Here is a 15432-nt window from a genome sequence, read left to right as displayed (position 1 = left end):
TGCTCCAGGTGGCGGAGGCGGGAATGCCTCTCAGGCCCCGCAGTCCCGCAGAAACTCGAATCCCGCGCAACCCCGGTGGATGACCTGGAACCGTCCAGAACCCAGGCCTTGGCGCAAGCGAGCGTCCAGTCCACGGCAGAACCCGGCACGGCCCCGGAGACAGGGCGGCCGGGCATCCGCGAGCGCCCTACCCTTGCGCCGCGCGAACGCGGCACGCCGCCGCGACCCGCATGGGGAGACGAACGCCATGGGTATCAGCAAGGGCAGTGCGCAGTGGAATGGTGGGCTGAAGGACGGCAAGGGTTCGATGAAGCCGGGCCACGCCGCGGAGGTGCCCTTCTCGCTCGGCACCCGCTTCGAGGGTCAGCAGGGCAGCAACCCGGAGGAGCTCATCGGCGCGGCGCTCTCCGGGTGCTTCTCCATGGCCCTGTCGCTGGGGCTGGAGAAGGCCGGCCTGAAGCCCACGCGCATCCAGACGAACGCGGACGTGCAGTTGGACAAGCAGGGCGAGGGCTTCGCCATCACCACCATCGCGCTGAGCACCGAGGCCACCGTCCCCGGTGCCGACGACGCCCGCTTCCAGCAGATCGCCGAGGAGACCAAGAAGGGCTGCCCCGTCTCCAAGGCGCTCGCGGGCGTGAACATCACGCTCAAGGCGAAGCTCGCGACCTGATGGACTTGCGCCGGCCTCAGCCGCCGGCGCACGCGTCACGGCAGTCCTGCCGGCACGCGACGACCTCGGGCGTGTTGCCCACGCAGGTCGCGTAGCACTGGGACAGGCACGGCGTGAGCTCATGCTCCGCCGGGCCTGGATCCTCCCCGGTCGGCTCCTCCACCTCCTCGGAAGGGCTGTCCGGCGAAGGGGCGTCCGCGGCGCCACAGGCCAACGCCAGGAGCCATCCCACCGAGGCCAGCCCCACCAGGTAGCGCCGCATGCCTTCTCCTCTCACCAGATGAGAAAGACTCACTCTAGCCGCGAATGCCTGTGGAAGAATGCGCGCCCGTGGCCGATTCGTGCCCGGGAGGTCTTCTTCGCAGGTGGGTGAGACGGACGACGTGACGGACGCGGTTCGGCGCGCGACGCAGGGGGAGCCGTCCGCCTTCAGCGAGCTTTACCGTCGCACCCGCCCCCTGGTAGCCCGCCTGGTCGCGGGCTTCGGCACATTGGATCCCGACGAAGCGGAGGACATCCTCCAGGAATCCTACGTGCGGGCGTTTCGGGGGTTGTCCCAGCTGAAGTCGCCTGGGGCCTTCACCCCGTGGTTGTTGACCATCGCGCGCAACCGGGCGCGCACGCGGCTGGAGCGTCGCAGCCTGCTCCAGCGGATGGAGGAAGAACGGGTGGACCCGACACCGGAGACGGTGCCGGCCCTGCCACCCACGCTCCAGGTGGAGCGGGACATCGAGGTGGTGCGGCAGCTCATCGCGGAGCTGCCCGAAGGCGAGGAGAAGAAGACCGTGCAGCTCTTCTACATCGAGGGTCAGCTCTCCGCGCGGGAGATCGCCGAGCAGCTCGGCGTGGGCAAGAGCACGGTCACCATGCGGCTGGAGCGGTTTCGTGGGCGCATCAAGCGCGAGCTCCTCCTGCGGGTGCTCGCCGGACGGTGGGATTGAGTCATGAGACACCTGGATGCCACCGCGATGTCGGAGCTCGCAGCGCGCGATCCCCAGGCCGTGGCCTGGTTCCGCGAACACCTGGCCTCGCCCTGCGAGGTCTGTGAGACGTTCCTCGCCACACACTCGGATGCGCTCGACGGGCCGACGGACGCCCTCCTCCTCGCGCTCGCGCCGCCCAGGAAGGCCGTTGAGGACGACGCCAAGGTCGTCCCGCTGCGCGCCCCGCCCCGCGCCCGCCGCTTCGCCCCGCCGCCCGCCCGGTACTGGGGCTGGATGGCCGGCGCGCTCGCGGCCTCCGTGCTGATGGTCGTGCTGGTGCCGCGGGTGAAGGGCCCCCACCGCGACGACACCGGGTGGACCGGGGAGAAGGGCCCGGGCCGCATCACCCTGGAGCTGGCCGTGGTCGCCCGGGGCACTGACGGCGGCCTGCGCCGGCTGGACTCCGGGGCGGACGTCGCCAGTGACGAGGTGCTGCTCCTGCGCTACCACGCGACGGAGTCCGGCACCGCGCTGCTCTACCAGCAGCGGGGGGACCAGCCTCCGGAGCTGCTCGGCCGCTTCGCCGTGGACGCGGGAACGCACGACCTGCAGGGGCCGGACGGGCTGACGGGCGTGAGCCTGGAGCCGGACGACGGCCAGCTTTCGCTGGCGCTGGTTGCCTTCGCGCCAGGTGAGCGCGCGTCGGAGCAGGACGCACTCGCCGCCCTCGAGGCGGACGGAGGCCCGGATGCACGCCCGGGAACCGTGGTGAGGTTCGACGTGCGGGTCCAATCCGGTCAGACTCTGGCCCCGTGAAGCGCCTCCTTCCCCTGCTGCTCGTCCTCCTCTGCGCCTGCGCGGGTCCATCCGCCACGGCCGGAGACAAGGGCGGGCTCGTGCCGCTGCGGCTCGACGCGGCGGACCTTTCGCGTGCGTACACGCCCCGGCGGCTCGCGCTGCTCGTGGGCATCTCGTCGTTCGACGATCCCCAGTGGCGTGCCCTGCGCTACTCGTCCAAGGACGCCATCGACCTCGCGGCGGCGCTGATGGACCCCGCGCGGGGCCACTTCGACCAGGTGCGCGTCCTCACGCGCCCGGAGGAGACGACGCGCGACGCCATCCTCGCGGCGCTGCGGCAGCTGCGGCGTGAGGCCACCCGCCCGGATGACGTGGTGATGGTGTACCTGTCCGCGCACGGCACGCTCGCGCGCGACGGCCGGGGGGAGCTCACGCGCTACCTCGTCACGCGCGACGCGTCCTTCCGCTCCATCCCCCAGACGGCGCTCTCCATGGACGCCCTGAAGGCGGAGTTCGAACAGCTGCCCAGCCGGCGGCGGCTGCTGGTGCTGGCCACCTGCCACAGCGGCAGCGGCAAGTCGCTCCTGCCCCGCGAGCTGGAGGTGGAGCTGGCTGGCATCAAGTCCGGCTTCTACGCGCGGCCGATGGAGGAGTCGTCCCGCGCGTCCATGGTGTTCGCCGCCAGCGACTGGGGCGAGACGGCGCGCGAGGACGAGGGCCTGCGCAACGACATCTACACGTACTTCCTCATCGAGGGCCTGGGCGGCGCCGCGGACCGCAACGCGGACGGCGCCGTCACCGCCACGGAGGCCCACGACTATTCACGCCGCCGCACCTTCGCCTTCACGGAAGGCCGTCAGCGCCCGTCCGCTGAAATCATGGAGGTGGGCGCGGATCCGGTCATCCTCGCCGGCCGTATCGACCGCACGGGGCAGCCGGAGCTGTTCTCCTACAACCCGCGCCTGGACGGCTTCCTGCTCAAGGTGGACGGCGAGCCGCGTCTGGAATTGCCGGGCGGCGCCGCGGTGGGCCCGGGCCGCCGCACGGTGGAGCTCACCAAGGGAGACTCCGTCCTCGTGCGGCGCGAAGTGGACGTGGGCCGGGGCGAGCGGCTGCCCCTGGAGCAACTGCTGGCGGACGCCATCCCGCGCCGCGCGCTGTCGCTGGTGGGCGGCATGATGTCCTTCACGGATGGCCAGAGCCGCCGCGAGCTGTTGCCCGCCGCGCCGCAGGTGGGCGTCGTGCTGCGGCTGGAGGACCTTCCGCTCCCGAACCTGGGCCTGCTCCTGGACATGGGACTGGGGCACGGACGGCAGAAGCTCCAGATGGCGCCGGGCAGCGAGGTGCCCTTTGGCTACACCACGCTCACCCTGGGTGCGGCGGTGCCATACCTCTGGCGCTGGGAGCGGCTGACGCTGTTCGCGGGCCCGCGTGTGGCCGCGCTGTACCTGGGAAGGTCATTTGACGTGGAGGCCTTCTCCGGTGGCCAGCGCTACTTCACCGTCAGCCCCGGTGTGGTGGGTGGACTGGCGTGGCGCCTGGGCGAGCGGTTGGAGCTCACCGCCCAGGGTCACGGGATGTTGACGTACGTGGTGGTGGACGGTCAGGGACAGGCTGTGGGCTTCATCGGCGGAAACGCCGGCGTGGGGTACCGCTTCTGATGCGTCGCCATTGCCTGCTCTTGACCCTGTCGTCGCTCGGCCTGGGCCTGGGCGCGTGCGGAAACCTGGACAACGAGCCCTTCCGCGCGGGCACCGTGCGCGGCCGGCTCACGGAGTTCGACCCCACCGTCGCGCTGGTGTCCGTCGTGGGCGCGCCCGACCTGCGCAGCGGCGTGGACGCGCAGGGCCGCTTCACGCTGGAGGACGTGCCCGCGGGGCCCGCGGAGCTCTTCGTCCTGGCCACCACGGACAAGGGCGTGCGCGTGCCGCTCATCGTGCAGGGCGGCCAGTCCGTGGACGTCCCGGCCGTGGCCCCCCGTCCCGTCGGCACCTTCTTCGTGAAGATCCACGCCCGGGGCAACCTGAAGGTGTCGCAGGCGCACGCGTCCGTGGACGGCACGCCCATCGAAGCCTCCGGGCTCGACGACCAGTCCCCCCGCTACGTGGGGCCGCTGCCGGAAGGCTGCTACGGCCTCAGCGTGTCCGCGCCCCGCTTCCTCACCACGGCCGTCCAGGGCTGTGTGGATGCTGGCAAGCAGACGGTGCTGAACGTGGAGCTCGTCCCGGAGGACTCCTATGTCCAGGAGGGCTGCGCGCGGACCGGCTGTAACAGTGAGAGTCATTGCGCGTCGGACGGCTGTTGCGTGCAGTGCCTCCAAGACAGCCATTGCGTGTCGCCGCTCGGGTGCAAGGCGTTCCGCTGCGAAGAGAGTCTTCCGTAAAGCAACGCATTTGAAGACGCGGGGTGCCCGCGCGCTTCGCCACCCGTATGAAACTGCGTCCGCGGTACGAGGCCCTGTGGCCATCCCGCAAGCAGCCGGGTCTTCCTGACAACGAGGCACTCCGCTTCCCGAGCGGCCCCCCAACCGCCTCGTCTCACAGGAGGATGACCATGCGTATCCCGACCGCTCCCTCTTCCGCGGCATGGATGGTGTTGTGCGCGACGCTGCTGTCCATGGGCTGCGGCGGCCCCACGGTGTCGGAGGATCCTTCGCTCGCCACGGGTGGTGACAACCTGGGCGGCGCCGCGAGCGAGGTGCCCCTGGCGGACGGCGGCACCGCGCCTGACGGCCGCGTCACCATTTGCCACATCCCCCCGGGCAATCCCGCCAACGCGCACAGCATCACGGTGGGCGCGCCCGCGGCGACGGCGCACCTGCGCCACGGCGACCGGCTGGGCGCGTGCGACGGCGAAGAGCCGACCTCGGATGGCGGCACCTCCGAGCCCGACGGCGGCAGCACCACGGACGGGGGCTCGAGCGGCGACGTCGACGCCGGTCCCGGTCCCGTGTGCATCCCCGAGGGCGGCGAGTGCTCCACCGAGAGCGAGACGGCCTGCTGCGATTCGCTGTCCTGCCTGGAAGGTCAGTGCTGGCCGACCGTCGGCTGATCAATCGCCGTGGCCACCTCGTGCCGGGGCGGGTCTTCCCCGGCGTTCAATCCTGATTCACCCAAAGGCTTCCCCATGAATACCTTGCGACACCTCACCTCTTCCCTGCTGCTGGCCACCGGCCTGTTGTTCCTCGCGGCCTGCGGCGATGGCACTTCCCGCGTCACCCTGAAGCTCACCGACGCCCCCGGCGACGGCATCGAGAAGGCCGTGGTGACCATCTCGAAGGTCTACCTCAAGGGCAGCGTCGAGGGAGACAAGGAGGGCAAGGACGGCAAGGGCGACGTGGTGCTCCTGAGCGAGCCCGTCACCACCGACCTGCTCACGCTGGCCAACGACACCGCGGACCTGGTGAAGGACGCGGAGGTTCCGGCGGGCACGTACAAGGAGCTGCGCTTCGTCATCACCGGCGGCTACATCCAGGTGAAGCAGGACGGCGCGACCCGCATCTTCGCCACCTCGCGCGACTACGAGGGCCTGCCCGAGGGTGCCCAGGTGGACGGCGACCTGCACATGCCCAGCGCCAGCAGCTCTGGCCTCAAGGTGAAGTTCGACAAGGACGCCGACGTCACCATCACCAGCGATGGCGAGCAGAAGGTCATCCTGGTGGACTTCGACGTCGCGCAGAGCTTCGGCAAGGAGGCCGGTGGCTCCGGCCGCTGGGTGATGCGTCCCATCATCAAGGGCGCGGACCTGGAGTTCTCCGGCAACGTGGAGGTGTCGCTGGAGGCGGGCGACGTGTCGCTGCCCCTGGGCCCCACGCAGCTGGGCCTCTTCTCCGCGGTGCTCATCAACGCCGACGGCAGCCGTGAGCCGATGGCCTTCACCGCCAGCACGGCCACCCGCTACGTGGCGGACTTCAAGTACCTGCTGCCGGGCACCTACCAGGTGGACCTGGTGGGCCCGGAGGGTGTGACGTTCAGCACGAACATCACGCGCCCGGCGACCGCCACGGTCGGCTCAGGCGCGGAAGCCAACGTCGACTTCGTCCTGACGTCCTTCGAAGTCGCCGAGTAGTACGCCGGACCTCGGGGGTTCAGGCCGCCTTCTCGCCCGACGCCTGGGCGGCCTGGACCTCGAGGGCAATTTCAATCTTCTCACCCACCAGCACGCCGCCCGCCTCCAGCGCCTGGTTCCACGTCAGGCCGAAGTCGCTGCGGTTGATGGTCGTCTTGGCCTCGAACGCGGCCTTGGTGTTGCCCCAGGGGTCCTTGGCGATACCCAGCTGCTCGGCCTCCAGGACGACCTCGCGGCTGATGCCGCGGATGGTGAGCTGACCCGTCACCTTCAGGTGCTTGCCGGAGGGCTCCACCTTCGTGCTCTGGAAGGTGAGCGCCGGGAACTTCGCCACGTCGAAGAAGTCCGGCGAGCGCAGGTGGTTGTCGCGCTGCTCGACGCCCGTGTGGATGCTCGCCGCTTCGATGGAGACGGAGACGGAGGACGCCGCCGGGTTCGCGTCGTCCAGGGTGAGGGTGCCGCTGAACTTCGTGAAGTTGCCGCGCACCTTCGCCACCACCATGTGGCGGACGCTGAAGTGGATGCCCGTGTGCGTGGTGTCGATGTTCCAGAGGGTGGTGGCCATGGTCGTCGTCCTTGTCGTGAGCGCCGCGTTGGCGGCGGTGTGTTTCAACGAGGCGTAAGGTAGCGGCCCCCCACGTTCCGGATTAGACGGGACGGACAGGAAGCACTGTTCCACCGCTGGGACAGTGCCCTTCGCCTGGGGCACGGCCATGGACCTCAACGAACTCCTCGTCTTCGCTCGCGTGGTCCAGGCTGGCAGCTTCACGTCGGCGGCGAAGGCGCTGCGGATGCCCAAGTCCACCGTCAGCCGGAAGGTGTCCGAGCTGGAGGAGCGCGTGGGCGCCCAGTTGCTCCAGCGCACCACGCGCACGCTGCACCTGACGGAGGTGGGCCGCGCGTACTACGCGCACTGCGAGCGCATCGTCGCGGAGGCGGAGGCGGCGGAGCTGGCGGTGACCCGCATGCAGGCGGGCCCGCAGGGGCTCCTGCGCGTGACGACGCCCCTGTCCGTCCATTTCCTCGCGCCCATGGTGGCGCGCTTCATGGAGCTGTACCCGGACGTGCAGGTGGAGATGCTCTGCACGGACCGCGCGGTGGACCTGATGGAGGAGGGCTTCGACCTGGCGGTGCGGGCCGGGCGGCTGCCGGACTCGTCGCTGATGGCGCGGCGGCTGGGGGACATCGAGTGGCTCGTCGTGGCCTCACCGGACTACCTCCAGGCCAAGGGCGCGCCGCGAACGCCTTCGGACCTGGCGAAGCACGAGTGCCTCTTCTTCGGCTCGGCGATGCAGGGGAACGTCTGGACGCTGCATGCGGGCGGACGGTCGGTCGAGGTGAAGGTCTCCGGGCGGCTGGTGATCAACGAGCCGGACATGCTGCGCGCGGTGACGGTGCTGGGCACCGGGGTGGCGCTCATCCCCGGCCAGCAGTGTGTCGAGGACCTGGAGTCCGGCCGGCTCCAGCGCGTGTTGCCGGAGTGGAGCTCCGCGGGCGCGCCAGTGCACGCCGTCTATCCGCCCACGCGCCACCACGTGCCCAAGGTGATGGCCTTCGTGGAGGTGCTGCGCGAGCACTGGCCCCAGTTGCAGGGAGCGCTCAAGCGCGCGAAACGCTGAGACAGTCGCGGCGTTTCGTTCCGCGGATGGAACGATGTGTCCCGAGGTTCACGTCTGGCCAGGTGGCCTTCCGGAGCGCATGTTGTGTCTCGAAAGGAAGCACACACCATGATGAACCTTCGGCCCTCTGAAGCGCGCGGACATGCCAACCACGGCTGGCTGGACTCGCATCACACCTTCTCGTTCGCGAGCTACTTCGACCCCGACAACATGGGCTTCCGCGCCCTGCGCGTCATCAACGAGGACCGCGTGCAGTCCGGCGAGGGCTTCGACACGCACCCGCACCGCGACATGGAGATCATCACCTACCCGCTCAGCGGTGCCATTGCGCACCGGGACAGCACGGGAGGCCAGGGGCTCCTGCGCGCCGGTGAGGTCCAGCGCATGACGGCCGGCACGGGCGTCATGCACAGCGAGATGAACGGCTCCAACGAGGACGTCCACTTCCTGCAGATCTGGATCATCCCGGACAGGAAGGGCCTGAAGCCCGAGTATGAGCAGAAGTTCTTCCCGGAGAAGGACCGGCAGGGACGCTGGCGCGTGGTGGCCAGCCCCGACGCGCGCGACGGCAGCCTCACCGTGCACCAGGACGTGCTCCTCCACAGCACGCTGCTGGGCCCGGGCGAGAAGGCGGAGTACACGCTGTCCAAGGGGCGTCACGCCTGGGTGCAGATTGCCCGCGGCACGGGCACGCTCAACGGCGTGACCGTGAAGGCCGGTGACGGCGTGGCCGTCTCCGACGAGTCGAGCCTCGTGCTCACCGCCTCCGAGCCGCTGGAGGCCCTGCTGTTCGACCTGGCCTGATGCGCCGGTCACGAAGAAGGCCCCCGGATCCCTCAAGTGGACCCGGGGGCCTTGTCGTTTCCAGGGTTCTCTACGGCGTGAACGACGTCGGGTTGGGCACGGGAGGGATTACGACGGCCTGGCCGTACACCAGCGTGTTGCCCGTCACGGTGCCGGTGGCGTTGAGCCTCGTCGCATCCAGCAGCGTGCCCCGGAGTCCTTCCGCGTTGAACGTGCACGGGGAGGAAGAATCACAGTCATAGGCCACGAGCTTCGCGGCGTTGCTGGAGTACACGGCGACGTCCCTGGCCGTGGTGGTGCCGGAGTGCATGAAGAAGTGGCCGTCGCGAGGCTGGTAGCTGCTGACGCTCTCGACGCGTGGGCCCGGCGTGACGGACTGCCACAGGCGGAAGTTGCGCTTGCACTCGGCGGCGACGGTGGTGCGGATGAGCATGTTGCGCACCTTGGTGTCGACGCAGCCGTCCTCGTTGCCGCGGAAGTAGCTGTCCTCCAGGACGACGTCGCTCGCGGAGCTCTCCCCGTCGATGCCGTCGCCTTGCGTGTAGCCCGTCTGCATGCCGGTGACGTTCATCACCGTGGCCCGGCGCAGGGTGACGCGGTTCGTGGTGTCGTAGAGGGCGATGCCCACGGGGTAGTCACTCCCCTGCCCTCCAATCTGGTCCGGCTCCATGTCGATGTAGACGTCCTCGACGAGCGACTGGTTGGTGCCGGACGCGAGGAAGATGCCGCCGCGCGTGAACTGGAGGATCATCGCGTCGCGGATGGTCAGGTCTGTGAACGCCGTGGTGCTGGAGCGCTCCACGTCCACGCACGTGGCCACGTTCTCCGCGCGGAACCGGCTGAGCGTCACGTGTGCCACGGGCGACACGGCCTTGAAGCTGAAGCACGTGCCCACGTGGCGGAACTCCAGGTTGTGGAACACGAGGTTGCTCGCCTTCACGGTGAAGGCCACGGGCCCCGTCTTGGCGCGAGTGGAGGCCTCGAAGGTGGACTGGAAGACGGGCCGCCCCTCCACGCCCTTGATGGTCACGGGAGAGCCCACCGCGCCGCCATGGGACACGGTGGTGCCGGTGCCGTAGGTGCCGCCATGGATGCACACCAGGCCGCCAGGGCCCACGGCCTGGATGAACGCGTTGAGGTTCGCCAGGGTGCCCGCGCTCTGCGCCGTCAGGCCGTCCTTCGCACCCGCGCCGGTGACGGTGATGTGGCGGACGGAGGAGCCGGAGCACTCGTCCGCGGTGGGCGTGGCGTACAGGCTGTTCGAGTACGTGGAAGTCGTCTCGGACGTGGAGCCCTTGATGCGCACGACGAACTCGTACTTCGTGCCGTTGGAGAGGCCGGTGACCGCCAGGGTCGTCGTCTGGGCCCCCGCGCTCCGGTAGCTCCATGCGTTGGAGCCCACGCGGAAGCGGACCTGGTAGCCCTGGGTGCCCGCGGGGCCCGCGGTCCACTTGAGGGTCACCTGCCCGTCGCCGGGTACGGCTTCGAGCAACGTCGGGGCAGCCAGGGCCGCCTGGGAGACCGCGCCGGTCTCATCCAGGTCCGGGGCCAGTTCCTCCTGGGGACCACAGGACAGCGACAACACGAGGGCGCCGGTGAAACACAGCACACGATGACGAGGGAGGCGGAATTTCATGAACTCCCTGTTTATCAGGGAGTCCACCGGATGCGGTAGGAGCAGGCATGACCGTCGAAGTCGAACGGCTCCACGCTGAGGTTCCGAGCACCGGCCTTGGTGAGACCGGCCTCGATGATGCCGCGCAGGTAGCCCGGGTTGCCGTTGCACTCGCTGACCCGGAGCACGTGGTGCGCGGGCCCCTGGGTGACGAGCTCCGTCTTCAGGTAGTTGTTCACCGTCGCGAAGCTCTCCTGGATGCGGATGACGACGCGCTCCGGCCCGAAGATGGGCCACATCGCGACGAGCGCCCTGCCCAGCAGCGTCTGCTCGACGCCCTGGATGAGCCCCACGCCCAGCCGCCGGAAGCCCTCGTCCGTATCGACGTCGGGATGGAGGTGCTGCGCGGTGATGCGCAGCGCTTCCGCGAAGACGAGCCGCGGCGTGCTGCGGGGAATGGGAGCGCCCAGGTCCAGGCCGGCCTGTTTCAGCTTGTCCTTCAGCTGTGGAGTGAGCCGGCTGCCGATGGAGCGAAACAGCCCTTCAATCGTGTGGCGATAGACGACCTGCTCGGCCATGGATCCGTCCGGGGGTTCGGATGTGCTTGCGCAATGCCATCACGAATCCACGAAGGCTCACCAGCCCCCTGGGTAACTCCAATCAAATCCGTCTGTCTTTCCCGGACACCGGAACTGCGCGGGTCTTCGGGGTTTGCCCGGCTCAGCCGCCCCAGCGGACGCGGTAGGAGCAGGCGTGGCCGTCGAAGTCGAAGGGCTCCACGCGCAGGTTCTTCGCGCCGGCCCTGGCGAGTCCCGCTTCGATGAGGCCCCGCAGGTAGCCCGGGTTTCCGTTGCACTCGTTGACGCGGATGATGTGGTGGCCGGGCCCCTGGGTGAGCAACTCCGACTTCATGTAGTTGTTCACGGTGGAGAAGCTCTCCTGGATGCGCACCACGACGCGCTCGGGGCCGAAGATGGGCCACATGGACACGAGCGACTTGCCGAGCACGGTCTGCTCCATGCCCTGGATGATGCAGACGCCCAGGCGCCGGTAGCCTTCATTGGCGTCCAGCTCCGGGTACAGGTGCGCCACGGTGACCCGCAGGGCTTCCGCGAAGAGGGTCCGGGAGGTGTTGCGCGGAGACTGCGCGTCCAGATCCAGCCCCACGGCCACCAGCTTCGAGCGGAGCTCCGGAGTGAGCCGATCACCAATGGCGCGGAACACGCCCTCTACGGTGTGGCGATAGACGATCTCTTCTTCCACGAATCACCCCGGCAACGGCACGGCGGTCCCATTCCGCCGTGTCGCATGAAGTGTACCCCATCCTCCCCGTGAACCCGAAGACCCCTGCACTAATACCCGGGTCTGAGACGCGCCCATGTTTCACGGCTGGCTGTGATGACTTCTTGATCCTGTATTGCGTGACCTCGATGACTCAGCGGGTCCGGGGGACCTCCGAGATCCCCTTCGAGGAGACGTGGAACACGGCGAAGGACTCGGGCCCCTGGCGCACACTGGCGAGGCAGGCCACGTCCGACACCTGGCCGGACGGATGCCGGATGGCGGAACGATACGCCCGGTGCATGTGGCCACAGAGGACCCACCTGGGCCGGAGCGCCTGCACGAGCATGCGGGCGTATTCGTTCCCCACGGTGTCATGGCTCACGCTGCGCCGCTGGTGCTCGAACGCCTCCGCGTCCTCGGCCGGGCTCAGCCCGGAAGGCCAGTCGTGCAGCAGGAGGACGTCGACATTCCGCAGGGCCATCGCGCGGTCCACGTCCTCCTCGTTGAAATACGCGAAGGCCTTGTGCGCCGAGGCACGGGAGTCCGAAACGGACGGGCGAGCGGCCTGGAAGGCATCCTCTCGATGGATGCCAGACAGTCCGGCGACGCGAAGGCCTCGCAGTTCAACCTGACCGACACGTCCCAGGTAATGACAACCGGGGGTGAGCTCGAAGCCATGAGGGGCATTGGCATCCAGGAAGCCGTACGGTTCATGGTTTCCGCCAATGAAATACACCGGCCAGGGGAAGCGCATCTGGCGGCGGTGGTAGACGGGAAAGTCGCCCAGCTGTTTGTATTTTGCGGGCGCCGCCATGGTGGCCAGGTCCGCGTCGTCACGGTGGGGCTCGAAGTCCCCCACCTGGAGCACGAACGCCAGGAGCTTGCCCGTGCGTGAGGACCAGCCCTCAAGAAGCCGCACCATGGCGTGCATGTGGCCGTGCACGTCGCCCACGGCCGCGAAATACCACCCGTCTTCACTTGCACCCATTGCCGCCTCCTGGCGCGCCGTCGACGGCTTGATGCGGAAGCTCCTGACAGCGGGCTACATGGTGGCGAAGCTCCTCACTCCACTACGGCGCTCCTGCTCCTCCTATACGTCCGCGACTCAGCCCAGGCCAGACGCGAGCGGTACAGCCGCGCGAGGAAGTCGTACAGTACGAGTTCGTAAGCCCGCACGTCGTCGGGCAGCATGCGGTTGACGTGCAGGTGCATCCGAATCGTGGCCAGCGCGTCCGCAGGGATGGTGAGTCGCCGTCGCACTCGGCGGGTTAGAACTCACGGCTCGGAGTGAACCACTCGCTGCGCTACTGGAGCACCATGCCTCCGGCGCCACACGGGCCCTCGGTGCCGGGCGCGCGTCCAGAAGCGCCTCCAGCGTCCGGCGCTTGGTGAGTAAGCGCGCGCTCAGCTGCGTCTCCAATACCTTGCCCGCCTTGAACTCAGACGCGAAGCCATCTCGTGCCTGCTCCTCCACCCGGGTCTCCGCAGCCAGCGGCAGCAGCGGATCCTCGTAGGCGATGTTGCGGCGGATGTCCCCGCGGAATAGCGACGGGTTCTGCAGCACCACGCCCATCTGCCGGCGCACCTCCTTCAGGTCCCTCTCCGCGAGCGGCACCCCGTCGAAGCGGATGGATCCGGACGAGGGCAGGTACAGCCCCAGCAGCAGGTGCGCCAGGCTGGACTTGCCGGCACCGGAGGCGCCGACGATGGCCACGAACTGGCCCTGCTCGATGGTGACAGACACGTCCTGCACCACCAGCGGCGAGTACGCCCCATAGCGGAACGACACGTCCTCCGCCTGGATCCGCTTCTGGAGCGAGTGGGGGCGGTGGCGCGTCCCGGGCGGCTGCTCGGGGGGCGCCTGCAGCACGTCATCCACGCGGGTCAGGTAGCTGCGCACCAGCTGGAGCTGGAAGGCCGCGTCACCAGGTTGGAGATGGGCAGCAGGAAGCCCGCCGCCAGGGCGCTGAGTGCCAGCTTCTCCCACATCGTGAGCTGGCCTTGTAGCTGCGTAGGGGCGCACCCGTCATGGCTCGACGGGCCTCATATTCGGCGGAGGCTGCTGGACCTGCCGGCCAGGCTCGCCCAGTAACCCACGGCCACGTTCCACTACGGCATCGCCGTCTCCGGGCCGCCTTTCTCGCTGGGCGGGGGGGCAGGACCGGGCGAATCTTCCGGGCTGCGAGTTCCCGGACTCGCGAGCCAGCACATCGAATCAGCCAGCGTGATGGAGACCTTGACAGCGCTCCGCAGTAGATTGGTGAGCGCCGATGTAACCATCCTCTGATAGGCAGGCCTTTATCAACCAACTTAAACTTCTATACCGGCGTACTAGTCCTACAGCTGTAGTTCGGAAGACTCCGCAGTCCCCCTGCTGTTGAGGAAACAAGAGGGGGAGGATCGAGACTTCCCATGCAGCAGCCATCGGACACAGAAGCGCAGGCACCGGAAGTCCGGTTGGTTGGCCGCCTCGTGACGGAACTGGAGTCAGTCGGCGCCTGGCTGCAGCCGCACTTCCGCAGGCGCGAGGCGCATACCACTGCGGTTGAGTACGTGAAAGCCCTGCTAGGGCGGGCACAGCGCAAGAATATGTGGGGCCTTTCGGAGGATGCAGGGCATCGAGCGCCCTATGCCTTCCAGCACCTGCTGCTGCGTGCGAAGTGGGACGCGGATGCGGTGCGCGACGACGTGCTGGAGTACGCACGCCGGGCGCTGGGCGAAGGCGGCATTCTCGCGGTGGACGAGACGGGCTTCCTGAAAAGGGAGAGAAGTCCGTGGGCGTCGCGCGCCAGTACACGGGCACGGCGGGCAAGGTGGAGAACGCACAGGTGGGCGTCTTCCTCTCGTACGTGACGCCTCGGGGGCATGCGCTGGTGGACCGGGAGCTGTACCTACCGGAGTTGTGGACGGAGGACGCGGCCCGCCGCGAAGCAGGAGGGATTCCGGACGAGGTGGGCTTCGAATCCAAACCGGCCCTGGCGCAAGGCATGCTGCAACGGGCGCTGGGGGCGGGACTGAAGCCCGCGTGGGTGGTGGGGGACGAAGTCTATGGACGCGACAGCACGCTACGCCGCTTCCTCGAAGACTTGCACCAGCCCTACGTGCTGGCGGTGGCCTCCAACACGCACGTCTGGCGCGGCTTCTACCAGGTGAAGCCGGGCGACATGGTGCACGAAGTCCCGCCGGACGCGTGGGTGCGTCTGTCCGCGGGCGCGGGCACCAAGGGCCCACGCCTCTACGATTGGGCACGGATGCGACTCAACCGGCACCTGGGGCTGTCGCGATGGCTGCTGTTTCGCAGAGGCCTCGCGGACGGCAAGGTGGCCTTCTACATCGCCCATGCCCGACGCAATGCCTCGCTGGCGTCGCTGGTGCAGGCGGCGGGCAGTCGGTGGGCCGTGGAGGAGGACTTCGAGTCCGCCAAGGGTGAAGTGGGCCTGGCCGACTACGAAGTGCGTACCTGGACGGCCTGGCACCGGCACATGACGTTGTGCCTGGTGGCCCACGTCTTCCTTGCTTCAGCTCGTGCCATGGCCAATCTGCCATCCGAGGAGAAGCTGCCCCCAAAAGCCCTCGGCCTGCCGGTGCGAAGAAATCCCATGCGCGCATTCCTCGCCCGGCGCGGCCTTCACTGATGGCCCTCGTCCG

16 protein-coding genes and 1 pseudogene are annotated in these 15432 nt (G+C 68.8%); 10 read left to right on the top strand and 7 right to left on the bottom strand.

What is annotated here, in order from left to right:
- Positions 1-247: 247 nt before the first annotated feature.
- Positions 248-673, top strand: a complete 426-nt coding sequence (locus tag JYK02_RS30215; protein ID WP_207056178.1) for an OsmC family protein — start codon at positions 248-250, stop codon at positions 671-673.
- Between the two features lie 16 nt (positions 674-689).
- Here the strand turns inward: JYK02_RS30215 and JYK02_RS30210 are convergent, their stop codons facing one another.
- Positions 690-935, bottom strand: a complete 246-nt coding sequence (locus JYK02_RS30210; RefSeq protein ID WP_207056177.1) for a hypothetical protein — start codon at positions 933-935, stop codon at positions 690-692.
- Positions 936-1038: 103 nt separating this feature from the next.
- On the opposite strand from JYK02_RS30210, the gene JYK02_RS30205 reads away from it, so the two are divergent.
- The 6 genes from JYK02_RS30205 (at position 1039) to JYK02_RS30180 (ending at position 6462) form a co-directional block, all read left to right on the top strand.
- Positions 1039-1614, top strand: coding sequence for a sigma-70 family RNA polymerase sigma factor (locus JYK02_RS30205; RefSeq protein WP_207056175.1), 576 nt, complete (start codon positions 1039-1041; stop codon positions 1612-1614).
- Between the two features lie 3 nt (positions 1615-1617).
- The gene (locus tag JYK02_RS30200) at positions 1618-2412 is read left to right on the top strand and encodes a hypothetical protein (protein WP_207056173.1); all 795 of its coding nucleotides are present in this window, start codon (positions 1618-1620) and stop codon (positions 2410-2412) included.
- Positions 2409-4055: a caspase family protein gene (locus JYK02_RS30195; RefSeq protein WP_207056172.1), complete on the top strand. Its 1647-nt coding sequence runs from the start codon at positions 2409-2411 to the stop codon at positions 4053-4055. The genes JYK02_RS30200 and JYK02_RS30195 overlap by 4 nt, the downstream gene beginning before the upstream one ends.
- On the top strand, positions 4055-4777 hold the full coding sequence (locus JYK02_RS30190; protein WP_207056170.1) for a hypothetical protein: 723 nt from the start codon (positions 4055-4057) through the stop codon (positions 4775-4777). Before JYK02_RS30195 ends, JYK02_RS30190 begins: the two co-directional genes overlap by 1 nt.
- Positions 4778-4947: 170 nt before the next feature.
- Positions 4948-5445 (top strand): hypothetical protein, encoded by a 498-nt coding sequence (locus JYK02_RS30185; protein ID WP_207056169.1) that lies wholly within the window; start codon positions 4948-4950, stop codon positions 5443-5445.
- A 75-nt stretch (positions 5446-5520) separates the two neighbouring features.
- Positions 5521-6462 carry a DUF4382 domain-containing protein gene (locus JYK02_RS30180; RefSeq protein WP_207056168.1) on the top strand — a complete coding sequence of 314 codons (942 nt, stop codon included), beginning with the start codon at positions 5521-5523 and terminating at the stop codon, positions 6460-6462.
- 19 nt (positions 6463-6481) lie between these two features.
- On the opposite strand, the gene JYK02_RS30175 is transcribed toward JYK02_RS30180, so the two are convergent.
- Complete coding sequence (locus tag JYK02_RS30175) at positions 6482-7027, bottom strand: YceI family protein (RefSeq protein ID WP_207056167.1); 546 nt, start codon at positions 7025-7027, stop codon at positions 6482-6484.
- 148 nt (positions 7028-7175) lie between these two features.
- On the opposite strand from JYK02_RS30175, the gene JYK02_RS30170 reads away from it, so the two are divergent.
- Together JYK02_RS30170 and JYK02_RS30165 are read left to right on the top strand one after the other, a co-directional pair.
- Entirely contained in the window at positions 7176-8081 is a 906-nt protein-coding gene (locus JYK02_RS30170) for a LysR family transcriptional regulator (RefSeq protein WP_207056166.1), read from the top strand.
- 108 nt (positions 8082-8189) lie between these two features.
- On the top strand, positions 8190-8885 hold the full coding sequence (locus JYK02_RS30165) for a pirin family protein (RefSeq protein WP_207056165.1): 696 nt from the start codon (positions 8190-8192) through the stop codon (positions 8883-8885).
- Positions 8886-8955: 70 nt separating this feature from the next.
- On the opposite strand, the gene JYK02_RS30160 is transcribed toward JYK02_RS30165, so the two are convergent.
- From JYK02_RS30160 to JYK02_RS40035, 5 genes are all read right to left on the bottom strand, one after another.
- A complete protein-coding gene (locus JYK02_RS30160; RefSeq protein WP_207056164.1) occupies positions 8956-10521 on the bottom strand; it encodes a fibronectin type III domain-containing protein in 1566 nt (521 codons plus the stop codon).
- A gap of 14 nt (positions 10522-10535) precedes the next feature.
- The gene (locus JYK02_RS30155; protein WP_207056163.1) at positions 10536-11078 is read right to left on the bottom strand and encodes a DUF2378 family protein; all 543 of its coding nucleotides are present in this window, start codon (positions 11076-11078) and stop codon (positions 10536-10538) included.
- Positions 11079-11220: 142 nt separating this feature from the next.
- Positions 11221-11763, bottom strand: coding sequence for a DUF2378 family protein (locus tag JYK02_RS30150; protein WP_207056161.1), 543 nt, complete (start codon positions 11761-11763; stop codon positions 11221-11223).
- A 172-nt stretch (positions 11764-11935) separates the two neighbouring features.
- Positions 11936-12772: a metallophosphoesterase gene (locus JYK02_RS30145; protein WP_207056159.1), complete on the bottom strand. Its 837-nt coding sequence runs from the start codon at positions 12770-12772 to the stop codon at positions 11936-11938.
- Positions 12773-12889: 117 nt separating this feature from the next.
- Positions 12890-13684: an ATP-binding cassette domain-containing protein gene (locus tag JYK02_RS40035; RefSeq protein WP_347402617.1), complete on the bottom strand. Its 795-nt coding sequence runs from the start codon at positions 13682-13684 to the stop codon at positions 12890-12892.
- Between the two features lie 512 nt (positions 13685-14196).
- Here JYK02_RS40035 and JYK02_RS30135 point away from each other — a divergent pair.
- Positions 14197-15419 (top strand): annotated as a pseudogene (locus JYK02_RS30135) (IS701 family transposase).
- Positions 15420-15432 lie beyond the last annotated feature (13 nt).

Origin of the sequence: Corallococcus macrosporus, from assembly GCF_017302985.1 — a bacterium.
GTDB classification, from domain to species: Bacteria; Myxococcota; Myxococcia; order Myxococcales; family Myxococcaceae; genus Corallococcus; species Corallococcus macrosporus_A.
The sequence above is the reverse complement of the archived record's forward strand: the minus strand, read 5'-3'. Positions and strand labels throughout refer to the sequence as shown.

What these genes read in the sequence shown, in the direction of transcription:
- JYK02_RS30215 (WP_207056178.1), top strand. Translation starts at nt 248, where the DNA reads ATGGGTATCAGCAAGGGCAGTGCGCAGTGGAATGGTGGGCTGAAGGAC.
- JYK02_RS30210 (WP_207056177.1), bottom strand. Translation starts at nt 935, where the DNA reads ATGCGGCGCTACCTGGTGGGGCTGGCCTCGGTGGGATGGCTCCTGGCG.
- JYK02_RS30200 (WP_207056173.1), top strand. Translation starts at nt 1,618, where the DNA reads ATGAGACACCTGGATGCCACCGCGATGTCGGAGCTCGCAGCGCGCGAT.
- JYK02_RS30190 (WP_207056170.1), top strand. Translation starts at nt 4,055, where the DNA reads ATGCGTCGCCATTGCCTGCTCTTGACCCTGTCGTCGCTCGGCCTGGGC.
- JYK02_RS30185 (WP_207056169.1), top strand. Translation starts at nt 4,948, where the DNA reads ATGCGTATCCCGACCGCTCCCTCTTCCGCGGCATGGATGGTGTTGTGC.
- JYK02_RS30180 (WP_207056168.1), top strand. Translation starts at nt 5,521, where the DNA reads ATGAATACCTTGCGACACCTCACCTCTTCCCTGCTGCTGGCCACCGGC.
- JYK02_RS30175 (WP_207056167.1), bottom strand. Translation starts at nt 7,027, where the DNA reads ATGGCCACCACCCTCTGGAACATCGACACCACGCACACGGGCATCCAC.
- JYK02_RS30170 (WP_207056166.1), top strand. Translation starts at nt 7,176, where the DNA reads ATGGACCTCAACGAACTCCTCGTCTTCGCTCGCGTGGTCCAGGCTGGC.
- JYK02_RS30165 (WP_207056165.1), top strand. Translation starts at nt 8,190, where the DNA reads ATGATGAACCTTCGGCCCTCTGAAGCGCGCGGACATGCCAACCACGGC.
- JYK02_RS30160 (WP_207056164.1), bottom strand. Translation starts at nt 10,521, where the DNA reads ATGAAATTCCGCCTCCCTCGTCATCGTGTGCTGTGTTTCACCGGCGCC.
- JYK02_RS30155 (WP_207056163.1), bottom strand. Translation starts at nt 11,078, where the DNA reads ATGGCCGAGCAGGTCGTCTATCGCCACACGATTGAAGGGCTGTTTCGC.
- JYK02_RS30145 (WP_207056159.1), bottom strand. Translation starts at nt 12,772, where the DNA reads ATGGGTGCAAGTGAAGACGGGTGGTATTTCGCGGCCGTGGGCGACGTG.